Below are 16,336 nucleotides of genomic sequence, written 5' to 3' on the forward strand. Positions count from 1 at the left end.
GACGTGATACACTAGAGTGACTAACAGGGAACCAGCTCCTAAAAATGTTGGGATAACCCCAAAAGATTTTGAGGTGAATAGATTGAATTTTATGAGGGCACTTCTCCTTATATTCCCTATGCTCTTTGTACTTAGTTCATGCTCATTTGCGTATATCATACCGAATCAGACTGACCAAGTCAGTCATATTCAAAAACCGAGAATTCTCTTTTTTACTGATGCAGAAAATCTGGATAAAGAAAGTCCTTATTATGATGCCGTCCTCGATTTAAAAAATGAATATCCTAAAGAAATGTCGAAGATGATTGTAAAAGAAGATCGTAAAGGCTGGAAAAATGAAGTGGATGAATTACCGGCTATTTTACTTGTAAATAATGAAAAAGTCATTGTGAAGGTTGAAGGGAATGTCCGCAGTAAAGAGGAGATCTTATCGCCCCTATGTCAGGCTCTAGACCGAGTGAATACAAACTAATGATATTTCTTGTACTTATATATCCTTATGAAACACCCCCTCAGCTCATGAGGGGTTTTTTCATGTGGTGTTCAAGTGTTCAAACGCTCAAAAAAACCCTTTCCATCAAGGAAAGGGTTTTATAGGTTCATTATTTTACGATATGGATTGGGCTTCCAATTGCTACTTCAGCCGTTTCCATTGTAATTTCACCTAAAGTTGGGTGAGCGTGAATTGTCATTGCGATATCTTCAGCAGTCACTCCAGCTTCGATTGCAAGGCTAAGCTCTGAAATCATATCAGAAGCGCCAACACCTGCGATTTGTGCACCGATAACTAGACCGTCCTCTTTACGAGTGATCATTTTCATGAAGCCATCAGTTGCGTCAAGAGAAAGTGCACGACCGTTTGCTGCAAATGGGAATTTCGCTGCAACGATTTCGATGCCTTCTGCTTTTGCTTCTGCTTCAGTGTATCCAACAGTTGCAAGTTCTGGCTCAGAGAATACAACAGCAGGAATACCAAGGTAATCAATTTCAGCTGGCTCTCCAGCGATTGCTTCAGCTGCAATTTTACCTTCGTAAGAAGCTTTGTGTGCAAGTGGTGGTCCATCAACGATGTCACCAATTGCATAGATGTTAGATACGCTTGTACGGCATTGTTTGTCTGTTTTGACAACTCCGCGGTCTGTCAATTCAACACCAACTTGTTCAAGACCAAGCTCATCAGTGTTTGGACGACGGCCAACAGTAACAAGTACATAATCAGCATCAACTGTTTTTTCTTCACCTTTTACTTCGAATGTAACAGTGACACCATCAGATTTTTCTTCAACGCCTTTTGCAAGAGCGTTTGTATGGATTTCAACGTTTCCTTTTTTCTTCAGGTTACGTTTAACCAATGAGCTCATTTGCTTTTCGAAACCTGGAAGGATTTCGTCTCCACCTTCAAGGATCACAACTTCTGTTCCAAAGTTTGCATAAGCAGTACCAAGCTCAGTACCGATGTATCCACCACCGATGACAACTAACTTTTTAGGTACTTCTTTAAGCGCTAAAGCACCAGTTGAGTTAATCACGCGGTCTGTGTATTTAAAAGTAGGCAATTCAATTGGACGAGATCCAGTTGCAAGAATTGCATTTTTGAAAGTGTAAGTCTGTGCTGAATTTTCATCCATAACACGCACAGAGTTGCTGTCTACGAAATAAGCTTCACCTTTGACGATGTCTACTTTATTTCCTTTAAGAAGACCTTGAACTCCACCTGTTAATTTGTTCACAACAGAAGCTTTCCACTCTTGAACTTTTGTGAAATCAACTGTTACGTTTTCAGCTTTGATACCCATGTCTTCAGAATGCTTAGCATTTTCGAAACGATGGCCAGCATTGATTAACGCTTTTGAAGGAATACAACCAACGTTTAGACATACGCCGCCAAGTGTTCCTTTTTCAACGATTGTTACTTTTTGTCCAAGCTGTGCAGCACGAATAGCAGCTACATATCCACCAGGACCTGCACCGATGACAAGAGTATCTGTTTCGATTGGGAAATCTCCTACTACCATGACATTACGCCTCCATTAAAATTAATTGTGGATCATTCAATAAACGCTTGATGTGGTTAAGGGCATTTTGCGCAGTAGCTCCGTCAATCATACGGTGGTCAAAGCTTAGGGAAAGAGCTAAGACAGGAGCTGCAACGATTTCGCCATCACGAACAACCGCTTTTTCAGCGATACGGCCAATACCAAGGATCGCCACTTCTGGGTGGTTGATAACTGGAGTGAACCATTGTCCACCAGCAGAACCGATGTTTGTGATTGTGCAAGATGCACCTTTCATTTCAGCTGGAGCCAATTTACCATCACGTGCTTTTGTTGCAAGCTCATTGATTTCGTTAGAAACTTCGAAAATTGCTTTGCGATCTGCATTTTTCACAACTGGAACGAGCAAGCCTTTTTCAGTGTCAGCTGCAATTCCGATGTTGTAGTAATGCTTTTGAACAACTTCATCTGTTTTGTCATCGATAGAAGTGTTAAGTACTGGGTACTTTTTCAAAGCAGAAGTTAGAGCTTTTACAACGTAAGGCAAGTAAGTTAACTTGATTCCTTGATCAGCTGCAACTTGTTTGAATTGTTTACGATGTGCAACAAGGTTTGTTACATCAACTTCATCCATTAATGTTACGTGAGGAGCTGTATGCTTAGAGTTCACCATTGCTTTCGCGATTGCTTTGCGGATTCCGCTCATTTTCTCGCGAGTTTCTGGGAATTCTCCTTCAAGAACTGGAGCTGCTGCCGCTTTTGGAGCTGCTGCTGCTTCTTTTGCACTTTCAGCTGCTTGAGGTGCTGCTGCTTGAGCTGCAGAACCACCATTAACGAAGCTGTCGATATCTTCTTTTAACACACGTCCGTTTTTACCAGAACCTGCAACTTTGTAAATTTCAATGCCTTTTTCACGAGCGTATTTACGTACAGATGGCATAGCGATAACGCGTTTGTTTGGATCAGCATCTACTTGCTCTTGTGCGCCTGCACCAGTTGCTGCTGCCGCTTCTTCTTGTGCTACTTCTTTCTTCTCTGGCTCGTTACCAGCTTCAGCAGTACCTTGTACTTGAGCTTCAGTTTTTGCTTCGCCTTCTTCTTCGTTGCCTTTAAATTGAAGATTTTCGTAACCAGGTGCATCAAACGTAATGATTGTTTGTCCTACAGTTGCAACTGTTCCCTCTTCAACTTTTAATTCTAATACTTTTCCTTTAACAGGTGAAGGAATTTCTACAACTGCTTTATCATTTTGTACCTCTGCTAAAACGTCATCTTCATTAATTTCGTCGTTTGGTTTAACAAACCACTTAACGATCTCACCTTCGTGGATACCTTCTCCGATGTCCGGAAGTTTAAATTCAAATGCCACTGTTTTTCGCCTCCTAGATTTTGTTGAACCCTTGTTGTGTATATTTACACGGTCATGTAATTGATAAAGGGGAAGAGAAATAAATTCTTTTCCCCTCTGTCATTTAATTAAAATTCAAGAACTTTCTTAGCAGTTTCAAGCACGTCTTTATGGTTTGGAAGCCATACGCTCTCAGCTTGAGAGAAAGCAAATACAGTATCAGGTGCAGCTACACGAAGTACTGGTGCTTCTAGGCTAAGGATTGCTCTGTCATTGATTTCAGCTACTACGTTTGCAGCAATACCAGCTTGTTTTTGTGCTTCTTGAACAACGATTGCGCGGCCTGTTTTTTCAACAGAAGCAATGATTGTTTCAATATCAAGCGGGCTAACTGTACGAAGGTCGATAACTTCAGCAGAAACGCCTTCTTTTTCAAGCTCTTCAGCAGCTTTTAGTGATTCGTGAACCATTGCACCGTAAGTGATGATTGAAAGATCAGAACCTTCACGTTTCACATCAGCTTTACCGATTTCAATTGTGTACTCTTCTTCAGGAACTTCCTGACGGAAAGAACGATAAAGTTTCATATGCTCAAGGAATACTACAGGATCGTTGTCGCGAATTGCAGAAATTAATAGTCCTTTTGCATCATAAGGTGTTGAAGGAATGACAACCTTGATACCAGGTTGTTGTGCTACAAGACCTTCTAAGCTGTCAGCGTGAAGCTCAGGTGTGTGAACTCCTCCGCCAAATGGAGAACGGATTGTCACTGGAGAATGCCAGCGTCCGCCAGAACGGTAACGCATACGAGCCATTTGTCCAGAAACAGAATCTAATACTTCGTAAACGAATCCGAAGAATTGAATTTCCATTACTGGGCGGAATTCTTGTAGTCCAAGGCCAATTGCAAGACCGCCAATACCAGATTCAGCAAGTGGAGTATCGAATACACGATCCTCACCAAACTCTTTTTGCAATCCTTCAGTCGCACGGAATACGCCGCCGTTTTTACCAACGTCTTCTCCGAAAACGAGAACGTTTTCGTCATTTTTCAGTTCTGTGCGTAACGCATCAGTGATCGCTTGAATCATTGTCATTTGCGCCATGGCTTACTTCGACTCCTTCTGTTTGTAAATTTCAAGCTGTTCAACTAAGTTGAATGGTTTCACATCGTACATGTTTTCAATCAAGTCAGTGACTTTTTGCTTAGGCTGTTCGTCAGCTTCTTTGATCGCTTGTTTGATTTGTTCTTTTGCATCTTCGATGACTTTATTCTCTTCTTCTTCAGACCATAGGCCTTTGTTTTCCAAGAATTTGCGGTAGCGGACTAATGGATCTTTTTGCTCCCACTCGTTTTCATCTTCTTTTGTACGATATCTTGTTGGATCGTCACCAGCCATTGTATGTGGGCCGTAACGGAATGTAAGAGTTTCGATTAATGTTGGACCTTCACCATTTACAGCACGCTCACGAGCTTCAGCAGTTGCTGCATATACAGCTAATGCATCCATACCGTCAACTTGTACGCCTGCGATACCAGCTGCAGCTGCTTTTTGTGCAATCGTTTGTGCAGCAGATTGCTTTTCAACAGGTGTAGAGATTGCGTATCTGTTGTTTTGGACAACAAAAATCGCTGGCGCTTTGTAAGCCCCTGCAAAGTTAATACCTTCGTAGAAATCACCTTGTGAAGCTCCGCCGTCACCAGTATAAGTGATTGCAACAGCTTTTTTACCGCGCTTTTTCAAACCAAGAGCTACACCAGCAGCTTGGATGATTTGTGCACCGATAATGATTTGCGGTGAAAGTGCATTCACATCTTCAGGCATTTGGTTACCAACAAAGTGTCCGCGAGAGAACAAGAATGCTTTTGTTAGTGGAAGGCCATGCCAGATTAATTGTGGTACATCACGATATCCTGGAAGAATGAAATCTTCTTTCTCAAGTGCAAAGTGAGTTGCAAGCTGAGAAGCCTCTTGTCCAGCTGTTGGCGCATAGAAGCCAAGACGTCCTTGACGGTTTAATGAAATTGAACGTTGATCTAATACACGTGTAAACACCATACGGCGCATTAATTCTTTTAATTGGTCATCTGAAAGATCTGGCATTGCCGCTTCGTTTACGACTTCGCCTTTTTCGTTTAAAATTTGAAACGTTTCAAACTGCTTTTTGATGGCATCAAATTGCTTTTTGCTATCAACAATTGCTTTTTTTGTTTTTGCAGCCATTCTAAAGTCACCTCTTCCTTTCTTTTAACAGTCAATTTGTCGTGAATCCATTTATACATACAGATATAGGATAACCCAAAACACTCATATGACTCATGTATTTAATAGCCACTAAGATCGTTGTCGAAACATTGGTTGACCGCTCGTTTTTGAGTTCTTCTAACTGTATTAACGATAGTTCACAAAAAACTAATACAACTTCTGTTAACAAGGAATAGTTTACAACAAGAAAAATAGTCCGTCAATTGATTTAACGGCTTTATTTAAATAAATGTATTCGCTTTACTTTTTATGGTGAGCTGTATCAATCTGTTTAACAAACACCCCTAACTGTACTAGTATAGAGTGTACTGCTGTACTACAATAGAAAATGTTTGTTTTTGTCGAAAAATAAAAAAAGAGCTGGTATTCAGCTCTTTTTTGACCTTTGATGTGCCGCTTTATACAAAGCCTGTTTATGCTCATTCAATTGATCTGTATATTGATTGAACTTCTTCCCTTCTTTTCTAACTTTGCTATAAGATCGATTTACGGTCTTCAGCTTAGACTTCAGCTCTTCATATGCTAAGTCCTTCTTCTTTAACGATTGATACAAATGCTGATCTTGTTTCAGCGCCTTTTGATACTCCTTGTAAAGCTGATCATACGCAGCATATCGTTTTTCAATAAATGTAACTGTTTGATCTGCTTTCTCTTTTAACTCCGCATCTTGCAATCGTCCGGCAGATTCCTTTACCGCTTTCAATTCTTTTTTCGATTGATCCATGCTGTCTTTTTCTGTTTTTAAATGTTCTTCTCGTTTCTCTGCCGATGCTAACGCCTGATCAGAAAGGCTTGACACTGTTTTGATATGGTCCTTTGTCGTTTGAATCATTTTTGTATACAGCTTCTGCTCTTTCTTCTCATAGCTTTGCAGTGTACCTTGCTCTTTTTCGAAGGATGCTTCTTTTTCACTCATTTTCGTCATCGCATCTTGCATGTCATTAAACGGACTTTGACCTCCGCATCCCGAAAGCAAAAGAGTACATAACCCCGCTAAAGCAGCACCTGCTTTCACGCTTCTTTTCACCTGTCTCATCAAAAGGTCCCCCTTTACATCTCCACATACCACTATAATTTTTATAGGCTTTTGTGACAAGGAAAGAGGTCAGTCAGATGAGGCGGAGAAGATTTTTTTCAAGTGATAGGCGCATGACTATACAAATAGTGCATTCATACATAGTTTATATTACACGCTTCGCCTTCACTTATGAGAGGCCGAGTGTATTTCCAAAGGAGGTCAAAAGTATGTCTAATTATAGTCATGGAAGTATGTATGGTGGATATGGCGGTTACGGCGGTTACGGGTATGGATACGGCGGCGGCTGTTGTTACCCAAGTTATGGCGGTGGATACGGATGCGGTTACGGTGGCGGACGTACATTCGCTTTAATCGTTGTGCTTTTCATCCTATTAATCATCGTTGGCGCAGCATTCTTAGGCGGCGGTGGCTGCTGCTAAGGCTGTTTAAGCCTCTGACCGGTCTCACAGGACCGGTCTTCTTTATTTCATTGCATATGTTGTGTATCATTTTATATACTTTACATACAAAGGAAATAGGAGTGAAGTTTTGTGATTACCATGGATGATATCGTAAGGGACGGACACCCCGTCTTAAGACAAACAGCTAAAGCGGTCGAGCTCCCGCCGACAGAAGAGGAAAAACAGCAATTAGCTGACATGATCGAATTCGTCAAAAATAGTCAGGATGCTGACATTGCTGAAAAATACGGACTAAGACCCGGCGTTGGATTAGCAGCTCCGCAAATTAATATTAGTAAACGGATGATCGCTGTTCATTGTGAGGATGAAGACGGAGAAGAGTACAGCTACGCCCTATTCAACCCGCGGATTGTCAGTCATTCAGTCAAAAGAGCTTATTTAGCTACAGGTGAAGGCTGCTTATCTGTTGATGAAGCGATCCCTGGATTTGTTCCTCGATATCAAAAAATCAGGGTGAAGGCCACAACGCTTGAAGGAGAGGACATTGATATCCGCCTAAAAGGGTTCCCTGCCATTGTCTTTCAGCATGAAATTGACCATTTAAATGGCATTATGTTTTATGATCATATTCAAAAGGATCAGCCATTTGCTGAGCCAGATAACTCTGTTGCGATCGGCAGATCATAATATAAAAAGAAGACCCAGCAGCTTGAGGGTCTTCTTTTTTATTCTTCAATGAGGCCAAGATGGGTCACTGCATGGAATATGCCGTCCTCATCTACTGGCTTTGTCACAAAATCAGCCAATGCTTTCAGCTCACTCACAGCATTTCCCATCGCAACGCCTGTTCCAGCAAACGAAATCATTTCTCGATCGTTCAATCCGTCTCCAAAGGCAATCGTATCCTTTTGATCGTAAGGCAGTCTTTCGATGACTCGTTTGATTCCTTCGGCTTTTGATCCGCCTTTTGGCAAAACGTCAGTTGAGAGCTCATGCCATCTGACAAGGTCAATCTCTTCGCGGAATGCCTCGTATTGCACTTCCTCTTCTGCCTTGCAAAATAACAGCATTTGAAAAATGTCGTTTTCTTTAAAGAAAGACAAATCATGCTCGGGATGCTCTGTTTTTAAAGTACCGATTCCTTCATGGATAAACGGATGATTTGGCACAGAAGCCTTCATCGTTTCTTCTCCCATGAAAACAAGCGGATGATCATGACGATCTGCTGTCTCATAAATTTGCTCCATCAGCTCCCGCTTCAGCGTATTGCCGTAAATAACTTCCCCCTCATACATGACATACTGACCGTTATAAGCAATAAATGAGTCAAGTCCTAATTCTTCTAAAATAGGTTGAATCAAAAAAGGAGAACGTCCAGAAGCAATAAAGAGATGATGGCCTTTTTCTTTTAATAAATGAACCGCTCGCTTCGTTGACTCAGGTATTTTTTTATCATGATCATATAAAGTACCGTCGATATCAAAGAAGATAACTTTTTTATTCATATCTCGCCCTCCTGCCCTTGTTATGTATATACACTCCCTTTCATCATACAGAAAGATTCCCTCTTTCGAAACTAATTCCTTTTGAAAGCGCCTATTTTCCCACATATAACCATGTAACATTCAATGGAAACATCATATAATACAAGTATATAGAGAGAACGGAATTTGCTGTCTAATTTTACTTTAAACCGAAAGGAGGCGGCCTGTGATGCTTCGTCGTCTGCGTAAGAAAATTCGAAGACAATGGAAGGACATGCTTCGTAAAAAATCGATCGCTTAAAGGGATCTTCCGCACATTTGCCGAAGGTCCTTTTTTCTCAGAGACTTTTCTTATGCGCGTTTTTTTAATATAATAGAATAAGCGAGTGTAACATACGGTATTTAAGGAGAGATTTGGATGATATATAAGGTATTTTTTCAGGCAAGTACTACTGAGGTACCTGTAAGAGAACACACAGATTCACTATACGTTGAAGCGGTTTCTGAAAGAGACGTACGCGATAAGTTAAAAAAACATAACTACAATATTGAATTCATTCAGCCTGTAGACGGTGCTTTTTTAGACTATGAACGAGAAAGTGAAAATTTTAAAGTATTGGAGCTATGAGAGGAATGAAATTTGTAAAAAACGATCAGGCGGCAGTTTTTGCGCTCGGCGGTTTAGGCGAGATAGGTAAAAACACGTATGGCGTTCAATTTCAAGATGAGATCATTTTAATTGATGCTGGTATTAAGTTCCCTGAGGATGAGCTTCTTGGAATTGACTACGTCATCCCTGACTATACGTACTTAGTTAAAAACGAAGATAAAATCAAAGGTCTTTTCATCACTCACGGACATGAAGACCACATCGGCGGTATCCCTTACCTTCTCAAGCAAGTGAATATTCCAGTTTACGGAGGCAAACTCGCAATCGGCCTACTACGTAATAAATTGGAAGAGCATGGTCTCTTGAGACAAACAAAACTTCACATTTTTGAAGAGGAAGATACCATTAAATTTAGAAAAACAGCTGTGTCTTTCTTTAGAACGACACATAGTATTCCAGATTCTTATGGAATTGTCGTCAAGACACCTCCTGGTAACATCGTACATACAGGTGATTTCAAGTTTGACTTTACTCCTGTTGGTGAGCCTGCCAATTTAACCAAAATGGCGGAGATCGGAAAAGAAGGCGTTCTTTGTCTTTTATCTGATAGTACAAATAGTGAAATCCCAGAATTTACGATGTCTGAAAGACGCGTAGGTGAAAGCATTGATGACATCTTTAGAAAAGTCGATGGACGTATCATCTTTGCCACGTTTGCTTCAAACATTCACAGACTTCAGCAGGTGATTGAATCCGCTGTTGCCAATGGCCGAAAAGTCGCTGTATTTGGACGCAGTATGGAGTCTGCCATTGATATTGGGCAAGACCTAGGCTATATTAAATGTCCAAAAAATACATTCATTGAACATAATGAAATCAACCGTCTCCCAGCAAACAAAGTGACAATTCTTTGTACTGGCAGTCAGGGTGAACCGATGGCAGCTCTTTCACGAATTGCGAACGGTACTCACCGTCAGATTTCAATTAACCCTGGAGACACTGTTGTCTTCTCATCTTCACCGATCCCGGGTAACAATATTAGCGTAAGCCGCACCATTAACCAGCTTTATCGTGCCGGCGCTGAGGTCATTCACGGCTCTCTTAATAATATTCATACATCTGGTCACGGTGGACAAGAAGAACAAAAGCTGATGCTCCGTTTAATTAAACCAAAATTCTTTATGCCGATTCACGGTGAATACCGCATGCAAAAAACGCATATCAAACTTGCGAATGATTGCGGCATTCCTGAGGAAAATTGCTTTATCATGGATAACGGTGAAGTTCTTGCACTGAAAGGTGACGAAGCAAGTGTCGCTGGTAAAATTCCATCAGGCAACGTGTATATCGACGGAAGCGGCATTGGTGATATCGGAAACATCGTCTTAAGAGACCGCCGTATTCTTTCAGAAGAGGGCCTTGTCATTGTGGTCGTCAGCATGGACATGAAAGAATTCAAAATCTCGGCTGGTCCTGATTTGATCTCAAGAGGTTTTGTCTACATGAGAGAATCTGGAGACCTGATCAACGACGCGCAGGATTTAATTTCAAAGCATCTTGAAAAAGTAATGGAGCGTAAGACAACTCAGTGGTCAGAAATTAAGAACGAAATTACTGACACCCTTGCCCCTTTCCTTTACGAAAAAACAAGACGCCGCCCAATGATCTTACCGATTATTATGGAAGTGTAAACACAAAAAAAGAGACACAGGCTGTTTAGCTGTGTCTCTTTTTTTCGCCCATTCATTGAAAAAAACCGCATATATACAAGGTACACATACGGTTTCTCATTTTTTTATGATTGAATTGGGAGATGCTGAAAGCTTCTGACATCAAACAATCCCTTTGTCGTCATTTTCACATCAGGAATGACTGGGAGTGCCAAGAAGGACAACGTCAAAAACGGATTGAAATCTAAAGTGAAACCTGTTTCCTTTAACGCTTCATGGAGTGCATGAAGGCTTTCATTTACAAGATGTGCCGGCTGATCTGACAATAAACCAGAGATCGGTAATGGGAGCGTCTGAAGAGGCTGGCCATCTTTGACAACCGTCAAGCCGCCTCCTGCTTCTTTTAACGTCTCAATGGCTTTCACTATATCGGCATCATTTGTACCAACGGTAATTAAATTATGAGAATCATGCGCAACCGTTGTTGCAATTGCGCCCTTTTCTAACCCAAAGCCGCTGACAATCCCTATCCCCATTTCAGATAAGCCTTGATGACGTTCGACAAGCACCATTTTTAATACATCTCTTGCTATATCACTAATGAATTGACCGTTCGTTTCTGAAGGAGCGACTTGTTCTAATTTTGTTTCTAGCTGATTCGGAATAATGCGGATGACATTCATTTTTTGATGGTCAGTGATAGGCAGTGCAAGATCCTGCTCTTGAACGTCTACTGCATGAACAGATTGTAATAATGCTGGACTCGGTTTAATCTTTTCGACACTCGGCTTGTACGCTCCATGCTGCGCCACCAATTCTCCTGCAATAAAAACGCTGGTAATGTCTACGTGATGAAGATCAGAGACAAGCATAAAATCAGCATCAAAGCCTGGCGCGATGGCTCCCTTTGTTTTGAGGCCAAAACACTCAGCAGCATTTAAACTCCCCATTTGATACGCTAAAAATGGGTCTAATCCTTCTTTTATAGACATTCGTACTTGTTCGTCAATACTTCCCTCTGCCATTAAATCATCTAAATGCTTATCATCCGTACAAAAGAAAAAGCGTCTCGCATTCTTTTCATTCACAGCTGGTAAAACGTTTTTCACGTTTTTGGCAACAGATCCTTCTCTCAGCATGACATACATGCCTCGTTTTACACGTTCAAGCGCTTCCTCAGCGTTTGTCACCTCATGATCTGTTTGGACACTTGCTGTCCGGTAAACGTTTATTAATCGGTCCGTTAAGCCTGCTAGATGGCCATCAATCAATTTATTCTCGCTTTGAGCATCAAGCAGCTTTTGAAGCATATCTTCTTCTGCCTGCTCCACACCGACATAATCCATCACCTCGGCAAGACCAAGTACCTCTTTCTCTTGATAAAGAGGTTTTAAATCTTTCGCTTTTAATGTAGCACCTGATCGTTCAAAACTGACTGCTGGTACACAAGATGGCAGCATAAAATAAATATTCAAAGCAGCTTTTCTCGCTTCTTCCAGCATAAAACGAATGCCTGTTATACCTGACACATTGGCAATTTCATGTGGGTCTGTTACGACAGTTGTCACACCGTGAGGAACGACAGCTTTGGAGAATTCAGCAGGAGTTACCATGGAGGACTCGATATGAACGTGGCCGTCAATAAAACCAGGTACAAGCATTTGACCTGCTGCATCCAGCTCCTGTTCTCCTTCGTACTCTCCAACCCCTACTATTTGTCCATTTTCAACAGCGACATCAGCGTCTATCCATTCCTGGTTAAACACGTCCATAACTTTCGCATGTTTAATCACTAGGGCTGCTTTTTTTCTCTTTGCAGCTACCTCAATTTGATGTCTGAAAAGCTCCTTATCCAACGACACTGCCTCCTCCAAGTAAACAATATAATGTTTCTTATCGTAAACGAATCTGTTAGCTCAGTCAATGACATTTAGAGAAAATCAGCCAGATAAAAAGACTGATTTTTATTTCTGAATAGTGATAATTGCACGAAAAATATGTCGATTGATTTTTGCTGTTCATTCAGAATAAAACAAGTCTTTTTCAATGTCTTCTTTCCTCTTCACTGTCCGCCCTGTGTGTACACAACAATATAAAAAACACCCCGCTCTGGAGTGTTTAATAATCATTCTGCATTTCTCGCTTTTCAAAGCGTCCTATATCGGCTACTGCCCCAATGACTATGAGAATATCTTCTTTTTGGATCATTTCATCTGCGAGCGGTGAAACAATTACTTCTTTCCCCCGCTTAATCGCCACAATATTAATACCATATCTCGCTCGAATATCGAGATCTAAAAGCGAATGCCCTGCAAGCCTGCTATTAGCAACGATTTCAATGAGGCTGTACTCATCTGACAGCTCGAGATAATCTAATACGTTATTGGAAATGATTTTATGTGCAATTCGTCTGCCCATGTCTCGCTCTGGATGAACGATGCGGTCAGCCCCAATTTTGTTTAACACCTTTTCATGGTAGTCGTTCTGCGCTTTGACTGTGACCATTTTGACGCCAAGCTCTTTCAGCATGATCGTTGTTAAAATACTTGCCTGAATGTTTTCACCTATCGCAACGATGACATGATCAAAATTGCGAATACCGAGATTTTTTAAAACAGATTCGTCCGTCGAATCGCCAATGACCGCATGTGAAGCAATTTTCGCGTATTCGTTTACTCGATCTTCATTCATATCCATGGCCATGACTTCAAGTCCTTCTTCGCTCAGCGCCTTGCAAATACTTCCGCCAAAGCGTCCAAGACCAATGACTGCATATTCCTTTTTCATGTTCAGACTCCTTTTATCTCACTTACCATGCATTTTACTACGGTTTGATTAATGAATCCATATGCGAACGAATTTTTTTACGGAACGCTTCACTTAGGTAAAGGTCTGCCCCTTTTTCAATTTCACTGCGGTAATGACCTGGCGGAGCAATTTCTTCGCTCTTTTGAAGAACAAGAAAAGTTAAACAGTCCTCATATATTTGATCACCGATTTTAATATCAACAAAAGCTGGACGATATGTCCCCTCATTTACGCCTTCTCTTTTGTACAAATAACGGATGGCATCGAAAGGAACTTCATATAAAACGCCCTCTGTTTCTCCGCCGTCTTCTACCATATCAGCCCTTGATCCATCAGGCCGCACTAATGTAAATCTAGTTGTAAAGCCGTTCAGCGCACCGCCGCCGATGATTTCTTTGAAATAATGATCGACTTCCGCCAGCTTAAACCTTGCATCATCCATACAGGAGCCATAGGCAAAATAATAGAAGGATACTGGCTTTTGCTGCCACAGTCTATATTCTTTCCAGCAGCCACTCTCGATTTCCTTCAGCACTGATGCATTTTGCTTTCGTAAAGTGTATGTAATGGCTGCCACCAGCCCTTGGTCCGTCATGACATCAACCACCTGCTTGTCATACCCTTCCTCAAGTAAATCTATCTTATTCAACGTATCATCGGTTATCTCGTACAATTCCCCATATACGGTGCCTTTTTCTTCAGGAACACACGCAGGGTATCCTTGACCTGTATCATAGATCCTTCCACTGATCCAAGCTGACTTTGCTAATGGCTTGCTTTCCTTCATATACGCCTCGTGGTGCTCTTCATGCTTTAGAAGCGTCCCATATACAAATAATGCGTTCATCGTCATGAAATCACGTCCTCTCGCCTTGCTGATGTCTGCTTTTTTGGCACACAGGTAAATAGATATGAAAAGCTGTGCCTTTTCCTAGCTCACTCGACACATCCATTCTTCCGTGATGATCTTTTAAAATCGTCGCACAAATCGTCAGACCGAGCCCAGTTCCTTCTTTTTTCGTGGAGAAGAAAGGATCATATATTTTCTGAATATCCTCTTCAGACATCCCTTTTCCTTCATCTTGAATAGTAATTTTCCATTCATTCATGATCTTTTCTGTTGATATGTATATGCTGCCGCCTTCTGGCATTGCCTCAATGGCATTTTTGATTAAATTAATGAACAGCTGCTTCATTTGGTTAGCGTCTGCTAAAATAGCGCCGGCATCCTGCTTTTTAAATGGCTGTTTCAGATCAATATTCGAAAGAACTGCATTTGTTTTTAGCAGAGTAATAACCTGCTCTAAGAGCCCGTGAAGCTGAACTTCTTGAAAATGAACAGATTGAGGCTTAGCAAGGACAAGTAGCTCACTTAAAACAAAATCAATCCGTTTAATTTCGGAAAAGATAATGTCAAAATAATCGGTTCTTTCGGGATATTGTGTTTTCATCAGCTGCAAAAAGCCGTTTACTGAGGTCAGCGGGTTTCTGACTTCATGGGCGATTCCAGCGGCTATTTGTCCTGCAACGGCCAGCTTTTGCGCCTGCATTTGCAATTGTTGATTTGATTTTTCCAGCTCGAGCTTCGCCTGCTTTTGTTTTGTAATATCTGCAACCGTTCCAATGCCTCCAGTAAACTGGTGCTGTTCATCAAAGTAGAGCTTATAATGAACGTCTCCCCACACTTTTCTTCCCTCTTTGTGAAGCAGCTGCAATTCGATCCGCCCTGAATCCTTATGCTCTTTAATGACAGATAACAAATGCTGGACAACTCTTTCTTCTTGATCAAAATACTGTTTGTAACTCGTACCTAGACATTCATCAATGTCATAGCCGGTCATTTGTTTCCATGCTTGATTTAAGAAAATGATTTGTCCTTTGTCATCTGTTTCAAAGACGATTTCTTGCAAGTTATCTGTGATTCGATTCAGTCGCTCTGTCAGTTCGTGTGCTTCTTTTTCCCTCTTATTTAAATCTGATACAAATAGATTTAAGCGGTCTACATAGCCTGAGACAATCCAAATCCCTGCTAACACAACAACTGTAAAGGCTAGATCGAGCGGCCAGTTAATTTGATAGCCGCCTAGATAATAAAAGAAATCCCAGCTTAAGATTAAGATAAATGCAAGAACAGATAACATGATCCGCACTTGATACGTTTTGTTCAAATGATTCCACCTGCCGCCCTGAGATTCTTTGTCAATTGTACCATTTTCCACTTATTTTTTGAGGGAGATGAGGCATTTTTAAGGAACTTTTTCAGAAAAAAATAGCCTGTTCTCAGCACAAAGGAAGAGATCAGGCTATTTTGATTACTGCTGAAGAGCGTCTTGCAGCTCTTTTAACAGTAGTTCTGCGCCTTCAGCGCTTAATGTAATTTGACCATTTCCATACGCATGGTTTTCTGAGGTAATTTCACCAGTCATAAGACAAACGCCCTCTGGCTTATATTTTTTTAAGACGATTTTCTCTCCATCTATAAAAAATTCCATACTGTCTTTAATAGCGATATCAAGTGCTCTTCTCAATTCGATTGGCATCACAATACGCCCTAGTTCATCTACTTTTCTTACAACTCCGATAGATTTCAATTTCGTTCCCTCTCTCTTTCATTAGCTCAAGATCAATCTGTTTTTCACCAATTGATATATCGTAGACGTAAGAGATTCTTAAAAGGTTTCTCCTCTTTAAAAATTTTTTTCACAAAAGAAAAAA

The 16,336-nt window shown here is 41.0% G+C and carries 16 protein-coding genes; 5 read left to right on the plus strand and 11 right to left on the minus strand.

Features of this window, described 5'->3' with window-relative positions; genetic code table 11:
• Positions 1 to 91 precede the first annotated feature (91 nt).
• Complete coding sequence (locus AKG37_RS13120) at positions 92 to 472, plus strand: hypothetical protein (RefSeq protein ID WP_237697777.1); 381 nt, start codon at positions 92 to 94, stop codon at positions 470 to 472.
• A 130-nt stretch (positions 473 to 602) separates the two neighbouring features.
• On the opposite strand, the gene lpdA is transcribed toward AKG37_RS13120, so the two are convergent.
• The 5 genes from lpdA to AKG37_RS13145 all read right to left on the minus strand — a co-directional run bounded on the left by lpdA (position 603) and on the right by AKG37_RS13145 (position 6,645).
• Positions 603 to 2,015: a dihydrolipoyl dehydrogenase gene (gene lpdA / locus AKG37_RS13125; RefSeq protein WP_039178233.1), complete on the minus strand. Its 1,413-nt coding sequence runs from the start codon at positions 2,013 to 2,015 to the stop codon at positions 603 to 605.
• A gap of 4 nt (positions 2,016 to 2,019) precedes the next feature.
• Positions 2,020 to 3,363, minus strand: a complete 1,344-nt coding sequence (locus tag AKG37_RS13130) for a dihydrolipoamide acetyltransferase family protein (protein WP_060699200.1) — start codon at positions 3,361 to 3,363, stop codon at positions 2,020 to 2,022.
• Positions 3,364 to 3,470: 107 nt separating this feature from the next.
• Complete coding sequence (gene pdhB, locus AKG37_RS13135; RefSeq protein WP_060699201.1) at positions 3,471 to 4,448, minus strand: pyruvate dehydrogenase complex E1 component subunit beta; 978 nt, start codon at positions 4,446 to 4,448, stop codon at positions 3,471 to 3,473.
• A gap of 3 nt (positions 4,449 to 4,451) precedes the next feature.
• A complete protein-coding gene (gene pdhA / locus AKG37_RS13140) occupies positions 4,452 to 5,567 on the minus strand; it encodes a pyruvate dehydrogenase (acetyl-transferring) E1 component subunit alpha (RefSeq protein WP_060699202.1) in 1,116 nt (371 codons plus the stop codon).
• 409 nt (positions 5,568 to 5,976) lie between these two features.
• Positions 5,977 to 6,645, minus strand: coding sequence for a YkyA family protein (locus tag AKG37_RS13145; RefSeq protein WP_060699203.1), 669 nt, complete (start codon positions 6,643 to 6,645; stop codon positions 5,977 to 5,979).
• 233 nt (positions 6,646 to 6,878) lie between these two features.
• On the opposite strand from AKG37_RS13145, the gene AKG37_RS13150 reads away from it, so the two are divergent.
• Positions 6,879 to 7,067: a YjcZ family sporulation protein gene (locus AKG37_RS13150; RefSeq protein ID WP_181286150.1), complete on the plus strand. Its 189-nt coding sequence runs from the start codon at positions 6,879 to 6,881 to the stop codon at positions 7,065 to 7,067.
• A gap of 111 nt (positions 7,068 to 7,178) precedes the next feature.
• Positions 7,179 to 7,736, plus strand: a complete 558-nt coding sequence (gene def / locus AKG37_RS13155; RefSeq protein WP_060699205.1) for a peptide deformylase — start codon at positions 7,179 to 7,181, stop codon at positions 7,734 to 7,736.
• A 38-nt stretch (positions 7,737 to 7,774) separates the two neighbouring features.
• On the opposite strand, the gene AKG37_RS13160 is transcribed toward def, so the two are convergent.
• A complete protein-coding gene (locus tag AKG37_RS13160; protein WP_060699206.1) occupies positions 7,775 to 8,554 on the minus strand; it encodes a Cof-type HAD-IIB family hydrolase in 780 nt (259 codons plus the stop codon).
• A 397-nt stretch (positions 8,555 to 8,951) separates the two neighbouring features.
• Between AKG37_RS13160 and AKG37_RS13165 the strand changes: the two genes are divergently transcribed.
• Together AKG37_RS13165 and rnjA are read left to right on the plus strand one after the other, a co-directional pair.
• On the plus strand, positions 8,952 to 9,161 hold the full coding sequence (locus AKG37_RS13165; protein ID WP_008345114.1) for a DNA-dependent RNA polymerase subunit epsilon: 210 nt from the start codon (positions 8,952 to 8,954) through the stop codon (positions 9,159 to 9,161).
• Positions 9,162 to 9,166: 5 nt separating this feature from the next.
• Entirely contained in the window at positions 9,167 to 10,834 is a 1,668-nt protein-coding gene (gene rnjA / locus AKG37_RS13170; protein WP_012009818.1) for a ribonuclease J1, read from the plus strand.
• Between the two features lie 104 nt (positions 10,835 to 10,938).
• On the opposite strand, the gene ade is transcribed toward rnjA, so the two are convergent.
• The 5 genes from ade to AKG37_RS13195 all read right to left on the minus strand — a co-directional run bounded on the left by ade (position 10,939) and on the right by AKG37_RS13195 (position 16,212).
• Positions 10,939 to 12,669: an adenine deaminase gene (gene ade, locus AKG37_RS13175; RefSeq protein ID WP_060699207.1), complete on the minus strand. Its 1,731-nt coding sequence runs from the start codon at positions 12,667 to 12,669 to the stop codon at positions 10,939 to 10,941.
• 262 nt (positions 12,670 to 12,931) lie between these two features.
• Positions 12,932 to 13,600 (minus strand): potassium channel family protein, encoded by a 669-nt coding sequence (locus AKG37_RS13180; RefSeq protein WP_008345123.1) that lies wholly within the window; start codon positions 13,598 to 13,600, stop codon positions 12,932 to 12,934.
• 37 nt (positions 13,601 to 13,637) lie between these two features.
• Positions 13,638 to 14,474 carry a gamma-glutamylcyclotransferase family protein gene (locus AKG37_RS13185; RefSeq protein ID WP_060699208.1) on the minus strand — a complete coding sequence of 279 codons (837 nt, stop codon included), beginning with the start codon at positions 14,472 to 14,474 and terminating at the stop codon, positions 13,638 to 13,640.
• Between the two features lie 4 nt (positions 14,475 to 14,478).
• Positions 14,479 to 15,789, minus strand: a complete 1,311-nt coding sequence (locus AKG37_RS13190) for an ATP-binding protein (protein WP_060699209.1) — start codon at positions 15,787 to 15,789, stop codon at positions 14,479 to 14,481.
• Positions 15,790 to 15,933: 144 nt separating this feature from the next.
• Positions 15,934 to 16,212 carry an AbrB/MazE/SpoVT family DNA-binding domain-containing protein gene (locus AKG37_RS13195; RefSeq protein ID WP_060699210.1) on the minus strand — a complete coding sequence of 93 codons (279 nt, stop codon included), beginning with the start codon at positions 16,210 to 16,212 and terminating at the stop codon, positions 15,934 to 15,936.
• Between the last annotated feature and the right edge of the window lie 124 nt (positions 16,213 to 16,336).

This window comes from Bacillus australimaris (genome assembly GCF_001307105.1).
GTDB lineage: Bacteria > Bacillota > Bacilli > Bacillales > Bacillaceae > Bacillus > Bacillus australimaris.

What these genes read in the sequence shown, in the direction of transcription:
- AKG37_RS13180 (WP_008345123.1), bottom strand. Translation starts at nt 13,600, where the DNA reads ATGAAAAAGGAATATGCAGTCATTGGTCTTGGACGCTTTGGCGGAAGT.
- pdhB (WP_060699201.1), bottom strand. Translation starts at nt 4,448, where the DNA reads ATGGCGCAAATGACAATGATTCAAGCGATCACTGATGCGTTACGCACA.
- AKG37_RS13145 (WP_060699203.1), bottom strand. Translation starts at nt 6,645, where the DNA reads ATGAGACAGGTGAAAAGAAGCGTGAAAGCAGGTGCTGCTTTAGCGGGG.
- rnjA (WP_012009818.1), top strand. Translation starts at nt 9,167, where the DNA reads ATGAAATTTGTAAAAAACGATCAGGCGGCAGTTTTTGCGCTCGGCGGT.
- AKG37_RS13165 (WP_008345114.1), top strand. Translation starts at nt 8,952, where the DNA reads ATGATATATAAGGTATTTTTTCAGGCAAGTACTACTGAGGTACCTGTA.
- lpdA (WP_039178233.1), bottom strand. Translation starts at nt 2,015, where the DNA reads ATGGTAGTAGGAGATTTCCCAATCGAAACAGATACTCTTGTCATCGGT.
- AKG37_RS13150 (WP_181286150.1), top strand. Translation starts at nt 6,879, where the DNA reads ATGTATGGTGGATATGGCGGTTACGGCGGTTACGGGTATGGATACGGC.
- AKG37_RS13185 (WP_060699208.1), bottom strand. Translation starts at nt 14,474, where the DNA reads ATGACGATGAACGCATTATTTGTATATGGGACGCTTCTAAAGCATGAA.
- AKG37_RS13120 (WP_237697777.1), top strand. Translation starts at nt 92, where the DNA reads ATGAGGGCACTTCTCCTTATATTCCCTATGCTCTTTGTACTTAGTTCA.
- AKG37_RS13160 (WP_060699206.1), bottom strand. Translation starts at nt 8,554, where the DNA reads ATGAATAAAAAAGTTATCTTCTTTGATATCGACGGTACTTTATATGAT.
- pdhA (WP_060699202.1), bottom strand. Translation starts at nt 5,567, where the DNA reads ATGGCTGCAAAAACAAAAAAAGCAATTGTTGATAGCAAAAAGCAATTT.